This window comes from Isoptericola sp. NPDC019482, assembly GCF_040632295.1.
Classification (GTDB): domain Bacteria; phylum Actinomycetota; class Actinomycetes; order Actinomycetales; family Cellulomonadaceae; genus Isoptericola.
In genome coordinates this window covers 1-18102 of the sequence record NZ_JBEYBQ010000053.1, presented here as the reverse complement: position 1 = coordinate 18102, position 18102 = coordinate 1, and the positions used below count along the sequence as shown (strand labels likewise).

Annotated in this window: 14 protein-coding genes and 2 tRNA genes; 9 read left to right on the top strand and 7 right to left on the bottom strand. The window is 75.1% G+C overall.

What is annotated here, in order from left to right:
- Positions 1–60: 60 nt before the first annotated feature.
- From ABZ493_RS20765 to ABZ493_RS20750, 4 genes are all read right to left on the bottom strand, one after another.
- Positions 61–136 (bottom strand) — tRNA-His (locus tag ABZ493_RS20765).
- A 70-nt stretch (positions 137–206) separates the two neighbouring features.
- On the bottom strand, positions 207–845 hold the full coding sequence (gene orn / locus ABZ493_RS20760) for an oligoribonuclease (RefSeq protein WP_430584010.1): 639 nt from the start codon (positions 843–845) through the stop codon (positions 207–209).
- Between the two features lie 169 nt (positions 846–1014).
- The gene (locus tag ABZ493_RS20755) at positions 1015–1194 is read right to left on the bottom strand and encodes a hypothetical protein (protein WP_430584009.1); all 180 of its coding nucleotides are present in this window, start codon (positions 1192–1194) and stop codon (positions 1015–1017) included.
- A gap of 190 nt (positions 1195–1384) precedes the next feature.
- Positions 1385–1458, bottom strand: a tRNA-Arg gene (locus tag ABZ493_RS20750).
- 138 nt (positions 1459–1596) lie between these two features.
- Here ABZ493_RS20750 and ABZ493_RS20745 point away from each other — a divergent pair.
- The 6 genes from ABZ493_RS20745 to ABZ493_RS20720 all read left to right on the top strand — a co-directional run bounded on the left by ABZ493_RS20745 (position 1597) and on the right by ABZ493_RS20720 (position 8869).
- Positions 1597–2085 (top strand): hypothetical protein, encoded by a 489-nt coding sequence (locus ABZ493_RS20745; protein WP_430584008.1) that lies wholly within the window; start codon positions 1597–1599, stop codon positions 2083–2085.
- A gap of 110 nt (positions 2086–2195) precedes the next feature.
- The gene (locus tag ABZ493_RS20740; protein WP_430584007.1) at positions 2196–3872 is read left to right on the top strand and encodes a GTPase; all 1677 of its coding nucleotides are present in this window, start codon (positions 2196–2198) and stop codon (positions 3870–3872) included.
- Positions 3869–5458: a GTPase gene (locus tag ABZ493_RS20735; protein ID WP_430584006.1), complete on the top strand. Its 1590-nt coding sequence runs from the start codon at positions 3869–3871 to the stop codon at positions 5456–5458. Before ABZ493_RS20740 ends, ABZ493_RS20735 begins: the two co-directional genes overlap by 4 nt.
- 48 nt (positions 5459–5506) lie before the next feature.
- Positions 5507–5947 carry a single-stranded DNA-binding protein gene (locus ABZ493_RS20730; RefSeq protein WP_430584005.1) on the top strand — a complete coding sequence of 147 codons (441 nt, stop codon included), beginning with the start codon at positions 5507–5509 and terminating at the stop codon, positions 5945–5947.
- Between the two features lie 128 nt (positions 5948–6075).
- Complete coding sequence (gene ettA, locus ABZ493_RS20725) at positions 6076–7758, top strand: energy-dependent translational throttle protein EttA (protein WP_430584004.1); 1683 nt, start codon at positions 6076–6078, stop codon at positions 7756–7758.
- 139 nt (positions 7759–7897) lie between these two features.
- Complete coding sequence (locus ABZ493_RS20720; RefSeq protein WP_430584003.1) at positions 7898–8869, top strand: phosphotransferase; 972 nt, start codon at positions 7898–7900, stop codon at positions 8867–8869.
- A 12-nt stretch (positions 8870–8881) separates the two neighbouring features.
- Here ABZ493_RS20720 and ABZ493_RS20715 read toward each other — a convergent pair whose 3' ends face one another.
- Both ABZ493_RS20715 and ABZ493_RS20710 read right to left on the bottom strand, forming a co-directional pair.
- Positions 8882–9667: an SDR family oxidoreductase gene (locus ABZ493_RS20715; protein ID WP_430584002.1), complete on the bottom strand. Its 786-nt coding sequence runs from the start codon at positions 9665–9667 to the stop codon at positions 8882–8884.
- A 143-nt stretch (positions 9668–9810) separates the two neighbouring features.
- Positions 9811–10380 carry a carboxymuconolactone decarboxylase family protein gene (locus ABZ493_RS20710; RefSeq protein WP_430584001.1) on the bottom strand — a complete coding sequence of 190 codons (570 nt, stop codon included), beginning with the start codon at positions 10378–10380 and terminating at the stop codon, positions 9811–9813.
- A gap of 155 nt (positions 10381–10535) precedes the next feature.
- Here ABZ493_RS20710 and ABZ493_RS20705 point away from each other — a divergent pair, with 155 nt between their 5' ends.
- The 3 genes from ABZ493_RS20705 to ABZ493_RS20695 are packed head-to-tail and all read left to right on the top strand — an operon-like array spanning position 10536 to position 14813.
- On the top strand, positions 10536–12527 hold the full coding sequence (locus ABZ493_RS20705) for a dynamin family protein (protein WP_430584000.1): 1992 nt from the start codon (positions 10536–10538) through the stop codon (positions 12525–12527).
- Entirely contained in the window at positions 12524–14254 is a 1731-nt protein-coding gene (locus tag ABZ493_RS20700) for a dynamin family protein (protein ID WP_430583999.1), read from the top strand. The genes ABZ493_RS20705 and ABZ493_RS20700 overlap by 4 nt, the downstream gene beginning before the upstream one ends.
- Before the next feature lie 55 nt (positions 14255–14309).
- Positions 14310–14813, top strand: a complete 504-nt coding sequence (locus tag ABZ493_RS20695; protein WP_430583998.1) for a thioesterase family protein — start codon at positions 14310–14312, stop codon at positions 14811–14813.
- A 129-nt stretch (positions 14814–14942) separates the two neighbouring features.
- On the opposite strand, the gene ABZ493_RS20690 is transcribed toward ABZ493_RS20695, so the two are convergent.
- Positions 14943–17675 (bottom strand): cellulose binding domain-containing protein, encoded by a 2733-nt coding sequence (locus ABZ493_RS20690; RefSeq protein WP_430583997.1) that lies wholly within the window; start codon positions 17673–17675, stop codon positions 14943–14945.
- Positions 17676–18102 lie beyond the last annotated feature (427 nt).

The window sequence follows — 18102 nt, the reverse complement described above, 5'->3', positions numbered from 1 at the left end:
CAGGTCAGGACCGCCGGTGCCCTCGCCCACCGGGGCGAAGCCCGGCCGACCCCGCCGTGATGGGGTGGCTAACCGGGCTTGAACCGGCGACCTCCTGGACCACAACCAGGCGCTCTACCGACTGAGCTATAGCCACCACGGCCCTGTGACTGCGACGGAGCCGAAGCACCGGGCCGTCGAAAAGTGTACATGCTCCGCGGGGCGGTTCAGGCCTCCGTGCGGTGCCGGGTGACGGACGTCTCGCTGACGCGCTCGGCGACGGCCCGCGCCGTCTTCGTGTCCGGCCCTGGCTGCGGCACGAACAGCGCCTCGCGGTAGTACCGGAGCTCGTCGATGCTCTCGAGGATGTCCGCGAGCGCCCGGTGGCCGCCGTCCTTCTTGGGGGCGGCGAAGTACACGCGCGGGTACCAGCGCCGGGCGAGCTCCTTGATCGACGACACGTCGACGATCCGGTAGTGCAGGTGGCCCACCAGGCCGGGCATGTCCCGGTCGAGGAACATCTTGTCCGTGCCGACGGAGTTGCCGGCGAGCGGCGCCTTGCCCGGGTCGGGCACCCACTCGCGCACGTAGTCGAGCACCGCCTGCTCGGCGTCGGCGAGCGTCATGCCGCCGTCGAGCTCCTCGATCAGGCCGGACGACGTGTGCATGTCGCGGACGAAGTCGTTCATCTGCTCGACGGCGGCCGCGGGCGGTGCGATGACGACGTCGACCCCTTCGCCGAGCACGTTCAGCTCGGAGTCGGTGACCACGGCGGCGACCTCGACCAGGGCGTCCGCGCGCAGGTCCAGGCCGGTCATCTCGCAGTCGATCCACACGATGCGTTCGTTCGGGTTCGCGGGGCTCACGGGGTCAGCCTACGGTCCGCGGTTCCGGGAGCCGGCCGGGGAGACCGGCTGGGGAGACATGACGAGGGCCCCGCTGCTCCGGACGGTTCGTGGAACGGTCCGGGCCGCGGGGCCCTCGTGGCGGTGTCGTCGCCGGGTCGATACCCGGCGGGCGCTCGCCCGGCGGGTGTCATGCGGTGAGCCGGTCGAACAGCATCCGGCTGAGGCCGGTGCGCTGGCGACGGGCGTGCGGCTGCCGGCGCAGCTTGCGCTGCGACCGCAGTCGGCGGACGGTGCGTTCGCGCTCGGCCTCTTCGAGGCGCTCGCGCTGGATGACCTGCACGAGAAGCAGGTTCTCCGGGGGAAACATGGTGATGGTGTCCTTCGTGACGTGGGGTCGTCGGTCCGGGCCAGGGACCACCCGTGCGACCGGTGTCTGACCGGCCGCGCGTCACCGCGGTGCATGGACGAGTCTGCCCGGACGTCGTCGTCCGGCGCACGGCTTTTTCCCAGGTCATGAGCGCAGCTCACGACGGCCGTGCGCCACGGCTGCAGATCGGTGCCCCCGGCAGGATTCGAACCCGCGACCCGGTCATTAGAAGTGACCCGCTCTATCCAGCTGAGCTACGGAGGCAAGCGACCAGAGTTTAGCCCAGCACGTGCTGGTCACGGCCGCGCAGGCGGGCTGGGAAGGCACTGTCGATCGGACGGCGGGCAGTCGCCGTGAGCGGACCCGGGACCCGGGTGTGGCGGTTCGCTACGCTCACGGCTCGTGACCGCAGACGACCGCGCCGACGACCGCGCAGAGCGCTCGTCGGCGAGCCGCCGGAGGTCGCGACGCGACGCGGGCCAGCTCGTCGGGTTCGGGGTGGTGCTCCTCGCCGCCGGCGTCTGGCTGAGCCTCGACGGTTCTCTCGTCGGAGGTGGGGCGGTGGTCCTGTTCGCGGCCGCCTTCGTGATCGTCGGGCTCGTGATGCGAACCGACGCCCGGACCGACGGCGGGCGGCCGGCCGTGACGGCCGGACGACTGGTCGCGGCCGGTGTCGCGTCGTGCCTGATGGCCCTCGCCTCCGTGGGCTTCGTCGTCCTGGCGGTCGTGCACCCGGAGGAGCTCTCCGACCGCACCCCGCCGTGGGTGATGTTCTGCGCGGGGGTGGCGGGGTTCGGCTTCTTCGGAGCCGCGACCGTGGTCCCGTTGGTGCGCGCGATCCGGGGAGGGCGGCGAGCGGACGGGTCCACGGGGTCCGCGGGTCGACGCTGACGGCTGCCAGGAGTGCGACCGGTGGGCACGGGTATGCGGGGCGAGGACGTTCCCGCTCCCGCACGGCGCGCGCGTTTGGCACGGAACGCGCCAGCGGGAAGGATGTGCCCGTGACACCTTCCCTGGAGACCCGTGCCTCGCGCCGCGCCGCGAGCAGGAAGGACGCCGGGGCGGGCGAGGAGATCGGCGTCACCGTCCACGACGTCGCCCGCGACCTGCGTCGTGACGTCGCGGCGGTCGAGCTCCCCCTCCCGATCGACGGGGCCGAGGAGGCCGCGGCGTCCCGCGACCGGCTGCTCGCCCAGCTCGACGAGCACCTGCTGCCGCGGCTGAAGGAGCTGTCCTCGCCGGCCGTCGTCGTCGTGGCCGGGTCGACCGGGGCGGGCAAGTCCACGCTGTACAACTCGCTGCTGGGGGAGGCCGTCTCCGAGGCGGGCGTGCTGCGCCCCACCACGCGCGAGCCGGTCCTCGCCCACCACCCCGCGGACGCCGACGTGATGGCGGCCGGCCCGGTCACGGAGCTGTCGCGGGTGGTGCAGCACGAGGGCGTGCCGCGCGGGACGGCCCTGCTGGACGCGCCGGACCTCGACTCGTTCGTGCAGCAGAACCGCTCGACCGCGCAGCAGCTGCTCGAGGCCGCCGACCTGTGGCTCTTCGTCACGACGGCCGCCCGGTACGGCGACGCGCTGCCGTGGCAGGCGCTGGCCCGCGCCACCGAGCGCGGGGCGTCGGTCGCGATGGTGCTCAACCGGGTGCCGAAGGAGACGCTGACGACGGTGCGCGGCGACCTGCTGCAGCGCCTGCGCGAGCACGGCATGACCGACGTCCCGCTGTTCGTGATCCCCGACGTCGGCCCGCACGAGGGGCTGCTCGACCCGTCGGTCGTGCAGCCGGTGCGGCGCTGGCTCACCATGCTCGCCGGGCCGGACCGCTCGCGCGCCGTCGTCGTACGCACGCTCAAGGGCGCGCTGGGCGCGCTGCCCGGGTGGGTCACGTCGCTCGCGGACGCGATCGACGCGCAGCAGGAGGCCGTGCACACGCTGCGCCGCCGGGTCACGGAGGAGATCCCCGCGGCCGAGCAGCTCGCCCGCGACGCGGTCGCGGCGGGCGTCGTCGCCGGGGCGTCGGTCGAGGCTCGATGGCGGGAGCTGTCCGGCGCCGTCGGCGTCGACCGGGTCAAGGTCCGCGGCGACCGGGCGCGCAGCACGCGCCGCGCCGGCCGCGCGCGGGAGACCGCGCTCGAGGGTCTGCGGTCCGACGTCGTCGACGCCGCGTCACGCACGCTCGCCGCGTCGGGCGCCCGCGTCGAGGAGCGGCTGCGCGCCGTCCTCGCCGGGCCCGGGGCCCCGGCCGGCGGCGAGGCCGTCGCGCCCGACGGCGCGGCCCGCACCGCGGCGCGCGAGGCCGACGTCCCGGGACGGGTGGCGCAGTGGGCCGACCGGGCCGACGCCCTGGTCTCCGAGCTGGTCGGGGAGCCCACCGGGGGCGCCGCGTCGGGCGCCCGCGTCGAGGCCGCCGTCAAGGCGTTCGGGTCGCGCGGGCTCGCCACGCTGTTCCTCGCCTCCGCCGCGGGCAGCGGCGACGCCGACCGCCTGCTGGAGCGCGTCCTGGGGGACCTGGCCGAGGCGCCCGTCGCCGTGCTGCGGGACGACCTCGGAGACCGCGCGGCCGCCGTCGTCGACGCCGAGGTGCAGGCCGTGCTGGACGACCTCGGTCCGTCCGAACCCGCCGACGACGCGGCCGCGGGGCTGCGCGTGCGACTCGCCGAGCTCAGGAGGCTGACATGACCGAGAGCCCGTCCCACGACTCCACGCTGCGCGCCCGCACCGAGGACCTCGCGCAGGCGCTCGGGATCGCCGGGCCGCGCCTCGACGACGCCACGTCGCAGCGGGTCTCGGGCGCGGTCGACGGGGTGCGCGAGCGGCTCGCGCTCGGCGTCGACCACACGGTCGTGGCGTTCGCGGGGGGCACGGGCTCGGGCAAGTCCAGCCTGTTCAACAAGGTGTCGCGGCTGAGCTTCGCCGACGTCGGGGTGAAGCGGCCCACGACCGCGCGCGTCACCGCGTGCTCGTGGTCCGACGACGCGGAGGCGCTCCTCGACTGGGTGGGCGTGGACCGCGAGCGCCGCATCATCCAGGGCGGGGAGCTCGACGGCCAGGACGAGGAGAAGCTCGCCGGTCTCGTGCTCCTCGACCTGCCCGACCACGACTCCGTCGAGCCGGCGCACCGCGAGGTCGTGGACCGCGTGCTGCCGCTGGTCGACCTGCTGGTGTGGGTCGTGGACCCGCAGAAGTACGCCGACGACGCGCTGCACTCCGGGTACCTGCGGGACTCGGTGGGCTCGGAGTCGTCGATGGTGGTGCTGCTCAACCAGGTGGACACCGTGCCGGACGCGCAGCGGGAGAACCTCCTGGCCGACCTGGCGCGCCTGCTCGAGGACGACGGTCTGACCGGCGTGTACGTGCAGGGCGTGTCCGCGAAGACCGGCGAGGGGATCGACCGGGTCCGCGGGCTGCTGGAGGAGGCGTGCGCACGGCGGTCGGTCGCGGCCGGGCGTGCCGCCGCCGAGCTGGACGCCGCCGCGCGGCTGCTCCTGGCCCAGACGCCGGCGGAGGTGCCGTGGCAGATGGGCCCGGCCGTCGAGCGGGAGCTGGACGCCCTGGTGGCCGCGACCGGCCTGGACGCGGTCGCGAGCCAGGTGGGCAACGCGGTGCGCAACGGCTACGGCCGGCCCGAGGTACCGCCGCCGGACCGCGACGCGGTCGCGCTGTCCCGCGCGCGCTGGCTCACGCGGGCCGGCGCGTCGCTGCGGCCGGGGTGGCAGCGGTCGCTGGCCTCGTCGGTGGCGGGGGCGGACCAGCTGCGCACGTCGGTGGCGGGGGCGCTGCGGGGGCTCACCCTCGACACCCGGGGGCCGTCGGCGGCGCGGACGCTGCGCCGTGCGGCGTGGGTGGTCGGTGGCGTCGCCGTGGTCGCGGCCGTGGTGGGCGTCCTCGCTCTCACGGGCGTGCTCGACGTCGCGTCACCCTGGCCGGCCGTCGTCCTCGCGCTGGCGGGCGTCCTGGCCGTGGCCGCGGTGGTGGTGGCGCTCGCCGGGGCCGCGTCGCGGCGCACGCTGGCGCGCAGGCGCGAGCAGGCGGTGGCGACCGCGGGTCGGGCCGCGCTCGAGCGGGTCCTGGCCGAGGGGCTCGGCGAGCCGACGCAGAAGCTGCTCCACGAGCACCGCCGGGTGCGCGAGCTCGCACAGGCCGCGACCGAGCTGCCGACGTCGCAGCCGCTGACCGGGGCCCTGAGGCTGCCCACAGGTTCCGAGCTGGCGCCGTCGTCCACTGCCACGCCGAAGGCGGGGGCGCACCGGGCCTCGGCCGACTGATCCTGGGGACCCGTCGGCGCCTGCCGGCGGCGGACCCAGGAGGAGCGCATGAACGAGGTCAGCATCACGGTGAACGGGTTCGTCGGCACGAAGCCGACGCTGCACCGGTCCGACGGCGGGGTCGAGTGGACCACCTTCCGCGTGGCGAGCACGCGGCGGATGCGCGACCCGCGCAGCGGGGAGTGGTCGGACGGCCAGACGCTGTGGTTCACGGTGAAGTCGTTCCGTGCCGGTGCCCGCCACGTGGCGGAGTCCTTGGCGCAGGGCGACCCCGTGGTCGTCACCGGCAGGCTGTCCACGGAGGAGTGGACGGACAAGGAGGGCAAGGACCGCTGGCAGCTGGTGATCGACGCGCACGGCGTCGGCCCGGACGTGACGCGCGGTCTGGCCCGGTTCACGCGCGTGGTCGACCGGTCTGAACCCGAGGGTCTGCCGGAGCCCGATCGCGAGCCCGAGCCCGATCGCGAGCCGGTGCCGGTCGGCGTGTGAGGCCCGGGGTCGCGTAGGCTGGTGGACCGGCCGCCATGCCGGTCCTCCAGCCCGCCCGCTGGAGCCTCGAACCTCTCGGACCCGATCCCTCGGGTTCGCCGCGCGATCGAACGGTGGAAGCAGAGCCAGTGGCTGAGTTCATCTACTCCATGTACAAGGCGCGCAAGGCGCACGGCGACAAGGTCATCCTCGACAACGTCTCCCTGAACTTCCTGCCCGGCGCCAAGATCGGCGTCGTCGGCCCCAACGGCGCCGGGAAGTCGACGATCCTCAAGATCATGGCGGGCCTCGAGCAGCCGTCCAACGGCGAGGCGCGCCTCTCCCCGGGGTACACGGTGGGCATCCTCATGCAGGAGCCGCCGCTCAACGAGGACAAGACGGTGCTCGGCAACGTCGAGGAGGCGGTCGGCCCGCTCAAGGCGAAGATCGACCGCTTCAACGAGATCTCCGCCCTCATGGCGGAGCCGGACGCCGACTTCGACACCCTGCTGGCCGAGATGGGCACGCTGCAGGAGGAGATCGACGCCGCCGACGCGTGGGACCTCGACTCCCAGCTCGAGCAGGCGATGGACGCCCTGCGCTGCCCGCCGCCGGACGCCGACGTGAAGGTGCTCTCCGGTGGTGAGCGCCGCCGCGTCGCGCTGTGCAAGCTGCTGCTGGAGAAGCCCGACCTGCTGCTGCTCGACGAGCCCACCAACCACCTCGACGCGGAGTCGGTGCTGTGGCTCGAGCAGCACCTGGCCACCTACCCGGGCGCCGTCCTCGCCGTGACCCACGACCGGTACTTCCTCGACCACGTCGCCGAGTGGATCTGCGAGGTCGACCGCGGCCGCCTCTACCCGTACGAGGGCAACTACTCCACCTACCTGGAGAAGAAGCAGGCCCGCCTCGAGGTGCAGGGCAAGAAGGACGCCAAGCTCGCCAAGCGACTCAAGGACGAGCTCGAGTGGGTGCGCTCCAACGCCAAGGGTCGCCAGACCAAGTCGAAGGCGCGCCTGGCGCGCTACGAGGAGATGGCCGCGGAGGCGGAGCGGACGCGGAAGCTCGACTTCGAGGAGATCCAGATCCCCGCGGGCCCGCGCCTGGGCAGCGTGGTCCTCGAGGCCAGCAACCTGCAGAAGGGCTTCGACGGCCGCCAGCTCATCGACGGCCTGAGCTTCACGCTGCCGCGCAACGGCATCGTCGGCGTCATCGGCCCCAACGGCGTCGGCAAGACCACGCTGTTCAAGACGATCGTCGGCCTGGAGCCGCTCGACGGCGGCGACCTCAAGGTCGGCGAGACGGTCAAGATCTCCTACGTCGACCAGTCGCGCGGCGGCATCGACCCGAAGAAGACGCTGTGGGAGGTCGTGTCCGACGGGCTCGACTTCATCAAGGTCGGCAACGTCGAGATCCCGTCCCGCGCCTACGTGGCGTCGTTCGGCTTCAAGGGCCCGGACCAGCAGAAGCCCGCGGGCGTGCTCTCCGGTGGTGAGCGCAACCGACTCAACCTGGCGCTGACGCTCAAGCAGGGCGGCAACCTGCTGCTGCTCGACGAGCCCACCAACGACCTCGACGTCGAGACCCTGGGCTCCCTGGAGAACGCGCTGCTCGAGTTCCCCGGCTGCGCCGTCGTGGTCTCCCACGACCGGTGGTTCCTCGACCGCGTCGCGACGCACATCCTCGCGTACGAGGGCACGGAGGAGGACCCGGCGAACTGGTACTGGTTCGAGGGCAACTTCGCCTCGTACGAGGAGAACAAGGTCGAGCGCCTGGGCGCCGACGCCGCGCGCCCGCACCGCGTGACGTACCGCAAGCTCACGCGCGACTGAGCCTGCGGGCCCGCGCCCGCACGGTCAGCCAGCACGGCCAGCACGGCAGCACGACGCCCCCGGCACCCCGAGGTGCCGGGGGCGTCGTGCTGCCGGAAATGCGTGGGGCACGCGGATGCTCGTCGGCGATACTCCTGCGATGACCGCGACGAGCGCCCGCACCCGCCCCGTCTGGACCGACCTGCCCACCGCCGTGCGCGCGGGGATCGAGGCGCGGCTCGGGGCGCCGGTGACCGGATGGACGAGCCACGACGGCGGCTACTCCCAGGGCCTGGCGTCCACGCTGCGTACCGACCGCGGCGCGGTGTTCGTCAAGGCGGTCGGTCCGGAGCACTCCTTCACCGTGGGTCTGTACCGCCAGGAGGCGGAGCGCGCGGCCCTGCTGGGCGACGGCGTGCCCGCGCCGCGCCTGCGGTGGCTCGCCGAGGTCGGTGGCGCCGAGGGGCCCGACTGGGTGGCGCTGGCCTTCGACGCCGTCGACGGGCGCCCGCCCGCGCAGCCCTGGCGGGAGGACGAGCTGCGGGCGGTGCTCGACCTCGCGGTCGAGGTGGGCGAGCACGAGGTCGGCGCGGGGGTGCTCCCCGAGTTCGCGGCTGAGCTGCCCGCGCATCTCACCGGGCGGCTCGCGGCGGAGCGGCCGGAGGGCCTCGGGTCGTACGCCCCGTGGCTCGCGCAGCATCTGGACGGCCTCGCGACGCTCGAGCTCGAGGCGCCGGCGGCCGTCGTCGGGAACCGACTCGTCCATGGCGACCTGCGCGGCGACAACGCGCTGCTGGTCGGTGGCGGACCGGGCCGCGGAGCCGCCCGGGTCCGGGCGGTCGCCGTCGACTGGGCGTATCCGGGCCGGGGTGCGGCTTTCTGCGACCTGGTGGGCATGCTGCCGGCCGTGCAGGTGGAGGGCGGGCCGGCGCCGGAGGAAGCGCTGCGCCTGCGCCCGCTGCCCGCGGGCACGGACGAGGACGCGGTGACGGCCTACCTCGTCGCGCTCACCGGATACTTCGTGCACTCGTCGCTGCAGCCGCCGGTCCCGGGCATCCCGCATCTGCGGGCGTTCCAGCGCGCCCAGGGCGAGGTGTGCCTCGCGTGGCTGCGCCGTCGTCTGGGCAGCTGACCGCGCTGCCGGTCAGGTGGCGACCCGTGCGGCCAGCGGCACGACGAGGGAGCGGGGGAGCAGCCGCCCGAGCCCCGCACCGAACCGGTTGAGCGCCCCGGGAACCACGCTCGACGGTGTGCGTCGCGCGTCGAGCGCGCGGATCCCGGCGGCCACCACCGCGGGGGCGGACCGGAGGCTCGCCGAGGCCGCGAGCGGCGACTCGGCGACGTCGAAGAACTCCGTGCGGGTCGGGCCGGGGCACAGGGCGGTGACTCGCACGCCGGTACCGCGCAGCTCGTGAGCCAGCGCCTGGGTGAAGCTCAGCACGAACGCCTTGGTGGCGCCGTACACGGCCATGGTGGGGATGGGTTGGAACGCCGCCATGCTGGACACGTTGAGGACGAAGCCCCGGCCCGAGGCGGAGATCGGGCCGAGCAGCGCGCGGGTGAGGGACACGACCGCGCCGACGTTGAGCCGGACCTCCCGGTCCAGGCGTTCGGCGTCGGCGTCGGCGAACGCGCCCGAGGTGGCGAACCCGGCGTTGTTGACGAGCGAGTCGACCGCGATCGACCGCTCCTCCAGGAAGGAGGTCAGCGCCGCCGCGGCGCCGTCGTCCGCGAGATCGAGCGGCAGCACGTGCGCGCGCACGCCGAACCCGTCCTCGAGCTCCCGGGCGAGCGCGTCGAGCCGCTCGGCCCTCCGCGCGAGGAGGACCAGGTGGGAGCCGCGTGCGGCCAGCACCCGCGCGAACTCGGCGCCGAGGCCTGAGCTCGCGCCGGTCACGACGGTGGTGGTCCCGTGCAGGTCGAGGGGCATCAGGGGTGTCCTTCCGAAGGGGGCGATGACACCCACTCTCTCGTGGACGGTGCCCGCACCTGCGGGGTTCGGTGTCGGCGCGCCCGCGGACCGGTCAGGAGACCTGCCGGCCTCGTCGTCGTCCGGCCCGGCCCGGGTCGGGCTCAGGGCGAGGCCAGCGGCAGCTCGCAGACGTCGGAGTACCCCTGGCTCTGCACGCCCGCGGCGGAGAACGAGCGCGACCGCAGGTTCTCCACGGCGACCATCTCGGTGAGCTCCACCATCGCGGGCGACCCGAGGCGCGCGACGAGGGACGCGACCATGTCGTCGGTGACGGTGGGTGGGGTGGCGGTCATCGCCTCGGCGTAGGCCATGACGTCGCGCTCGAGCTCGGTGTACACGGCGTCGGTGTCGCGCCACCGCGGCACCTGGCTGATCTTGGTCGGGTCGAGCCCCTCCTCGCGGGACAGGAAGTAGCCGAAGTCGAGGCACCAGCTGCACCCGACCGCGGCGGCGGTGGCCATCTCGGCAAGCGTCTTGAGGGTGGGGTCGAGGGCCGTCCAGCGCCCGACCTTCATCTCGAGGCCGAACATGGCCCGCATGGCACGTGGGTGGTGGGCGAGCACGTACGCGCTGTCGGGCACCTGCCCGAACGTGCGCCGGGCGTACCAGGCGATGGCGCGGCCGTAGAGGCCGGTGAGCTCCTTGCGGGGGATGCGGAACGTGCTGGTCACCTGGTGCCTCCTGGCGGCGGGGTCCGTCGGACGGCGCGCGGTGCACGCCGTCGTGCCCTCCCATTCCACCGCGGATCGTGCCGTCCGGGGCGGTCGGGTGCGCCATCTCACAGGTCGGCTCTGCACGGATCGTCCCTGATGGGCACACTGGGCACATGACCGACCCGGACGCGACTCCCGCCCCCGACGCGCGGGACGAGGCGGCGGCCCGGGAGCTGGTCGACGTGCTCGAGACGCTGCGCGCCCGCCTCGGAGCGCTCCGCCTGCCGCTGGAGACGCCGGGGGTCGGCGCCGCGCGGGCCGACCTGCACCAGGCCGTCGACCAGCTCGACGACTACCTGCTGCCCCGGCTGCGGGCGGAGCGCGCCCCGCTGCTCGTCGTCGTCGGCGGGTCGACCGGCGCGGGCAAGTCCACCCTGGTCAACTCGCTGCTCGGTGAGCCGGTGTCAGCGCCGGGCGTGCTGCGCCCCACGACGCGCGCGCCCGTGCTCGTGCACCACCCCCTCGACGCGCGCTGGTTCAGCACCGACCGGGTGCTGCCCGGGCTCGCGCGTGTGACGTCGTCGGGCGACCTGTCTGGCGCCGGGGTGGGCCCGGGGGCCGACAGGTCCTCGGCGGAGGGGGCGGCCGCGCTGCGGCTGGTCGCGAGCGAGGCGCTGCCGCAGGGGCTCGCCCTGCTCGACGCCCCCGACATCGACTCCGTGGAGACCGCCAACCGCGAGCTGTCCGCGCAGCTGCTGGGCGCGGCCGACCTGTGGCTGTTCGTCACGACCGCCGCCCGGTACGCGGACGCCGTGCCGTGGGACCTGCTCGCCCAGGCCGCCCGGCGCCGGGCGCAGGTCGCGATCGTGCTCGACCGCGTCGACCCCGGCGCGGAGGTCGTGGCCGAGGACCTGCGCCGCATGACGGCGGAGCACGGGCTGGGCGACGCGCGGGTGTTCGTCCTCGCGGAGGCCGCCGAGCAGGGCCCCGGGGCGCTCGTGGACGGCCTGCTGCCCGAGGCCGCCGTCGCGGAGATCGCGACCTGGCTGTCGGGGCTGGGCGGCGACCCCGAGGCGCGGGCACGCGTCATCGCCGCCACGCGCGACGGCGTCGTCGACGACCTCGTGCGGCGCGCCGTCGCGCTCGCGGAGACCGCGGACGGGCAGCAGGTGGCCGACGCCCGGCTGCGCGACGCCGTCCGGCGCTACCACGCGGAGGCGTTGGAGCAGGTGGAGGCGGCGACGTCGGACGGCGCGCTGCTGCGTGGCGAGGTGCTGGCCCGCTGGCAGGACTTCGTCGGGACGGGGGAGTTCTTCCGGTCCGTCGAGGCGGGCGTCGGGCGGGTGCGCGACGCGGTGGCGCGGTTCTTCCGCGGCCGGCCGAAGGAAGCGCCGCAGGTGGAGCAGGCCATCGCGCACGGGCTGGAGTCGGTGATCCTCGACGCGGCGGAGCAGGCCGCCGAGCGGACGTTCACGGCCTGGCGCAGCGACGGCGCGGGCGCGGCGCTCCTCGACGGACTCGACCTGGCGCGCGTCCCCGCGGCCCTGCGCACCGAGGTGGCGGAGCAGATCCGCGGCTGGCAGGAGGACGTGCTCGGTCTCGTGCGGGAGCAGGGCGCGTCCCGACGCGGCACCGCCCGCGCCGTCTCCTTCGGCGTGAACGCGCTCGGCGTCAGCCTCATGGTCATCGTCTTCGCCTCGACTGCCGGGCTGACCGGCGCGGAGATCGGCATCGCGGGCGGCACGGCGATCGTCGCGCAGAAGCTGCTCGAGGCGGTGTTCGGCGACGAGGCCGTCCGCCGGCTCGCCGCGCAGGCCAAGGAGCGGCTGAACGGCCGCGTCGACGCCGTCCTGCGGGGGCAGGCGGCCCGGTACACGGCGCAGCTCGACGCGCTCGGCACGCAGGACACCGGGGGCGACGGCGTCCGCGACGCCGCGCACCGCGTCGCCGCGGCGGCCCGCGCCGAACGGGCGGCGCGCGCGCTCCCCGACGAGGGCGCCACGCGGCCGTGGAGCGGCGGGCTGCTGCGCGGCGCCGGTACGTTCCGGCCGCCCGAGGCCCCGGCCGGCCCCGGCGAACCGTCCGCCGCCGACGAGGCGGCTCCCGCCCGCCGCGGCGGCTGGTGGTCGCGCCGCCGGTCCCGGCGCGAGGAGGGTGACCGGTGAGCCGGATCGACCTCGCGGACCGGACCGCTGCGCTGGAGACGGCGGTCGTGGCGGCGAGCGGCCGCCTCGACCGTGAGCTGCTCGACGACGCGCGCGCCGTCGTGAAGCGGGCCCGCGAACGCGGCGGGCTCTCCGCGGAGCACACCGTCGTGGCGCTCGCGGGCGCCACCGGCTCGGGCAAGTCGAGCGTGCTCAACGCCGTCGCGGGCGCCGAGATCGCGACCGTCGGGGTCCGCCGGCCCACGACGTCCCACCCCGTCGCCGCCGTGTGGGGTGACGGCGCCGGGCCCCTGCTCGACTGGCTCGAGGTCAAGCGGCGCCAGGAGATGGCGGTGCCGGACGACGGCGAGGAGGAGCCCGCACGCCCCGCCCGCCGCGGGCTCGCCCGGCTGCGGGCGCGGCGCGGCCCCGCGGGGATCTCGACGGGGCTGGTGCTGCTCGACCTGCCCGACCACGACTCTGTCGTCGTCGAGCACCGGGTGCGGGCCGAGCGGCTGGTGGAGCGGGCCGACCTGCTGGTCTGGGTGGTGGACCCGCAGAAGTATGCCGACGCGGCGCTGCACGAGCGGTACCTGCGCGCGCTCGCCGGCCGGTCGGAGGTCGTGGTCGTGGTGCTCAACCAGGCCGACCGGCTGTCGGACGCCGAGACCGACGCGATGCTCGCCGACCTGCGCCGGCTGGTCGCCGCCGACGGGCTCGACGGCGCCCGCGTGCTGGCGGTGTCCGCCGTGACGGGGCGGGGGATGGACCAGCTCAAGGGACTCCTCGCGGGGGCCGCGGCGCGCCGGGAGGCCGCGACCGCCCGGCTCGCCGGTGACGCGCGTGCCGCCGCGCAGCGCATCGCGGACGCGTGCGGGTCCAGCCCGGCGTCCCGCACGGGGGAGCGGGCCGCGGGCGAGCTCGTGGACGCGCTCGAGGCCGCCGCCGGGGTGCCGACGGTCGCCGACGCGGTGGCGGCCGCGCACCGGCGGGACGCGCACCTCGCCACGGGCTGGCCGGTCACGCGGTGGGTGTCGCGGCTCAAGCGCGACCCGCTGCGGCGGCTCGGGCTGCGGCGGGCCCCTGACGGCACGGCGACCGACGGGTCGGGAACCGCGACGGGTCCCGAGCGGCCCGACCTGGTGCGCAGCTCGCTGCCGACGACGCGCCCCGCCGTGCGGGCGGCGTCGGCGTCGGCGGTGCGCCGGTACGTCGACGAGGTGACCGACGGCGCCCCGGACCCCTGGGTGCTGGTGGCGCGCGCCCGCGCGCAGGACGCGATCGACCGGATGCCGGGCGACCTGGACCAGGCGGTCGTCGGCACCCGGCTCGAGGCGGCGCGGCGGCCGCGCTGGTGGGCGGCGGTGGGCGCGCTGCAGTGGCTGTTCCTCGCGGCCGCCGTGGTCGGGCTCCTGTGGCTCGGCGCCGCCGCGGCCGTGGAGTACTTCCGGCTGCCGCCGCTGATCCTGCCGGTGCTCACCGTGGACCTCACGGACTCCGGCGGCGGGGTGCTCGAGGTGCCGTGGCCCACCCTGCTGGCGGTCGGCGGGCTCCTGGCGGGCCTGCTGCTCGCGCTCGTCGCGCGGGTCGCGGCCGCCTGGGGCGCGCGACGTCGCGCGGCACGCGTGCGGCGTCGGCTGCGCGAGTCGGTCTCGGGGGTGGCGGACCGCCTGGTGCGCGTCCCGGTGGGAGACGAGCTCGCCGCGCTCGCCCGCTGCCGCGCCGCGGCGGCGATCGCGGCGGGCTGACGCGGGCCACGGCCCGATGCCGGTCGCGGGCGGACACCGTGCGACGATGCGAACCATGACTCGTCTGCACGTGCCCGTCCCTCTGCGCTGGTCGGACCTCGACGCCTACCAGCACGTCAACAACGTCGCGATGCTCCGCCTCCTCGAGGACGCGCGCATCACGGCGTTCTGGCGGCACCCGGAGGCCGCGGACGGCGAGGAGTGGCCCACCGCCGTCCTCGACACGGGCCCGCACGCGACGTCGCACACGTTGGTCGCCGGGCAGCAGATCGAGTACCTGCGCCCGCTCGCCTTCTCCCGCACCCCGGTCCGGGTGGAGATGTGGATCGGCTCGATCGGGGGCGCGAGCCTCGAGGTCTGCTACGAGGTGCACGACGGCGTCCCCGGCGGCTTCGACCGCACGGGGCCGGCGTCCGGCGGCAAGGCGTACGTCAAGGCGGCCACGACGATCGTCGTGGTCGACGCCGCGACGGGCGCCCCGCGGCGCATCGCCGACGACGAGCGCGCGGCCTGGGAGGCGTACCTCGAGGAGCCCGTGACCTTCCGGCGCCGCGGCTGACGCCTGGGTGTCCGACGCCTGGGTGATCGACGCACGGGGTGGCCCCGGCAGCGCGGGGGCGGTGGCCCAGACCCACCCCCCCCACGCGGCCGGGACCACCCCGGCGGCTCCGTCGCACCCTCGGACGGCTCAGCCCGAGGTGCAGGTCGTCCCGGCCACCTCGAAGGCGGTCGGCGCCCCCGCCTCGCCCGGCACGGTGGCGGTGAACCCGACGTCCGCGGCCTCGCCGGGCGCGAGGTCCGTCCGCCAGCCGGGGGCCTCGACGACGACGTGCGTGCCGTCCTGCGTGGCGGTGCCGCCCCACGCCTGGTTCACGCGCTCGCCCGCGGTGAAGTCCCAGGCCACGGACCAGCCGACGATCGGGCCCGTGCCCGTGTTGGTGACGCGTACGCTGCCCTGGAAGCCGCCGGGCCACGACCCGGTGACGTCGTACGCCACCTCGCACGCGACGTCGGCGGGCGGGTCGGTCGGCGGGTCCGTGGGCGGGTCGGTCGGCTCGGTGGGTGGGTCCGTGGGCTCGGTGGGCGGGTCGGTCGGGTCCGGCCCGGGCTCGGTGCCCGAGAAGTCACCGACCACGATGCCGCGCCCGTTGGTGCCGACGTAGACGCGGCCGTACACGTCCGGGTCGCCGGTGATGGCCGACCCGGTCCACGCGAACTGGTGCTCGTCGTCGTTGATCCGCACCCAGGTGGCGCCGGCGTCGTCGGAGCGGAACAGCCCCCGCACGCCGTCGATCCTCGATGACGTGTACACGGCCGGGTAGTCGCGGCCCTGCGCGGCCTTGCCGAAGCCGACGGTGTCGCCCTCGTCGACGCCGGCGACGGGCGCGAAGGTGGCGCCGTGGTCGGTCGAGCGCCACATGCCGTACGTCCCGTCGGCCTCCCCGCCGGCGAGCCACACGTCGCCGGCGTGCCCGGGCGCCGCGGCGAACCGCACGTTCCCGGTGGCCGGGAGGCCCGATGGGGTCGACGCCGCGAAGGTCGCCCCGCCGTCGTCGGACGTGTAGAACGTGCCGGCCGCGAAGGCGTAGAAGACGTCGGGGTCCACCCGGTCCGCCTCCACGCGCGCCCCCGCGGGTACGCCCGACGACGCCGTCCACGACGAGCCCAGCGTGGTCGAGACGTGCACCTCCGCACCCTCGGGGCTCCACAGGACGCGGGAGCCGTCCGCGTTCACGGCGACCGTGCCGGCGCCGGTCACGCCGGCGGGCTCCTGCGCGGCCCACCACGAGCTGCCGCCGGACGTCGAGACGCCCAGGTGCGACTCGGCGCCGTCGCCCTGCCCCGCGCGCGCCATCACCGCGGGCTTCTCGCCGGCGGCGTCCAGGCTGAGCACGCCGGAGTGGTACGGCTGGGCGTAGAACGACGACGGGACCTGCGTGATGTCGTCGTGCACGAAGCCGCCGATGTCGTACATCCCGGAGACGAGCTCGACGTCGCCCGCCGGGGCGAGGAGGTCCTGCACCGCCGTCTCCTCGATGCCCTGGGCCCGCACGCCGATCTCGACCGTGCCACCGGAGTCCCAGGCGGTGAGGTTCTCGCCGCCGTACACCGTGGCGCCGGTGCCGTACAGGAACCGGTCGGAGTCGAACGGGTCGATCTCGAAGGACTCCGTCATCCAGCCGAGCTTGGGGCTGGGCTCGGGCGGCGCGGGCTGCTTGCCGAAGTCGAGCCACGGCGCGCCGGAGATGTCGAGGTCGTAGCGCAGCTTCCGGTTCGGGTAGCCGTCCCACTCCCAGATCGACGACCAGCTCTCGCCACGGTCGGTGCTGCGGTAGACCTGGATGTCCGGCCACCAGGAGATCTGGCTGACCACCATCACCGTGTCGGGGTGCTGCCGGTCGATCGTCAGGCCGGAGTAGCCGAAGTACGCGTCCGCGCTCGACGACGGCACGGGGCTGATCTGCGTCCACGCGCCGCTCGTGGTGTCGAGGCGCCACACGTCACCCTTGCCGCCGTCGTAGGGGCCGCCCGTGTCCGAGGTCGCGACGTAGAGCTGGCCGCCGACGTCGTCGAGCACCGCCTTGTGCGGCAGGAAGCCCGTGGGCTGGCCCGGCACCCGTTCCCACGTGGCCCCGGCGTCCGTGGAGCGGTAGACGTTGTTCTCCGTGTCGGCCACGCCCACGTAGATCGTCGGGGTGGGGGAGCCGGGCGTGCCCGACGACGGGTCGAAGACCGTCCAGAGCACGCCCTGGTTCGAGGTGAGGTAGTCGTTCGGGTCGCTCGGGTCCTGCACGTAGTTCCCGGCGTTGGGGAAGGCCGTGACCTCGGACCACGTGACGCCCGCGTCCGTGCTGCGCCACAGCCCGTGCCCGCCCTCGGTGCCCATGTACAGCACGTCGTTGTCGAGCGGGTCGACAGCGAGGCGCTCACCCATGCCGCGGCCGGGCATGTTGCCGCCCACCTGGAAGGGCAGGTCGGTGGCCTGCCAGGTCTCCCCGCGGTCGGAGGACCGCAGGACGGCGCCGTCGCCCGGGTCCCAGGAGTTCGTGTACGACCCGACCATGGCGTAGACCTTGTCCGGCTCCACGGGGTCGGTAGCGATGCTGAGCACGCCCGAGTGGTTCCAGTCGTCCCAGCCGACGTGGTCGAGCAGCGGTACCCACCGGTCGCCGCCCGGGTCCAGCCGGTACGCCCCACCGACGTCGGTGCGGGCATAGGCGAGGCCCGGCTCGCCCTGGTTGAACACGATGCCGGGGACGAAGCCGCCCCCGACGATCTCGACGTTGCCCCACGTGTAGTCGGCGGCGGCGTCCGCCGCCGGTGCGGTGCCCGGTGCGATGCCTGATCCGGTGTCGGGCGCGGCGACGGCGGCCACCCCCACCCCTGTCAGCGCCATCGCGCCGCCCACCAGCGCGGCCACCGCGGGTCTGCTTCTCGGCCTCATCCGTGCTCACTCCCTCGTGCGGACGGCCGGGCCAGGCGGCCCGGGGCGTGACGACCCGGCGTCACGCCACCGGGCACGCTAGTCGAAGCGCTTCGACGTGCGGGCGGGCGGAAACGTTTAGGCCACGGGGCCGGCGATCGGCCCGTCGTGCAGGCGGCGCCGGGCGGCGCTGAGGTGCGTCGGTCATCGTCGTCTCCTCGGTCGAGACCGCGCGGAAAGAGGGTGCTGCCGAGGTAGTCCCGGACCTGCCGAGGTAGTCCGAACCTCGCCGAGGTAGTGGACTGGACCACTACCTCGGCAAGATCTGGAGGCGGTCTCAACCGGTCATCGCAACACCGGGTTGGTCAGGTGGTCGAGAGTAGCTCGGCGAGTTTCTCGGCGGGGGTTGCCCAGCCGAGGGTCT

What these genes read in the sequence shown, in the direction of transcription:
- ABZ493_RS20755 (WP_430584009.1), bottom strand. Translation starts at nt 1,194, where the DNA reads ATGTTTCCCCCGGAGAACCTGCTTCTCGTGCAGGTCATCCAGCGCGAG.
- ABZ493_RS20735 (WP_430584006.1), top strand. Translation starts at nt 3,869, where the DNA reads ATGACCGAGAGCCCGTCCCACGACTCCACGCTGCGCGCCCGCACCGAG.
- ABZ493_RS20730 (WP_430584005.1), top strand. Translation starts at nt 5,507, where the DNA reads ATGAACGAGGTCAGCATCACGGTGAACGGGTTCGTCGGCACGAAGCCG.
- ABZ493_RS20720 (WP_430584003.1), top strand. Translation starts at nt 7,898, where the DNA reads ATGACCGCGACGAGCGCCCGCACCCGCCCCGTCTGGACCGACCTGCCC.
- ABZ493_RS20715 (WP_430584002.1), bottom strand. Translation starts at nt 9,667, where the DNA reads ATGCCCCTCGACCTGCACGGGACCACCACCGTCGTGACCGGCGCGAGC.
- ABZ493_RS20705 (WP_430584000.1), top strand. Translation starts at nt 10,536, where the DNA reads ATGACCGACCCGGACGCGACTCCCGCCCCCGACGCGCGGGACGAGGCG.
- ABZ493_RS20695 (WP_430583998.1), top strand. Translation starts at nt 14,310, where the DNA reads ATGACTCGTCTGCACGTGCCCGTCCCTCTGCGCTGGTCGGACCTCGAC.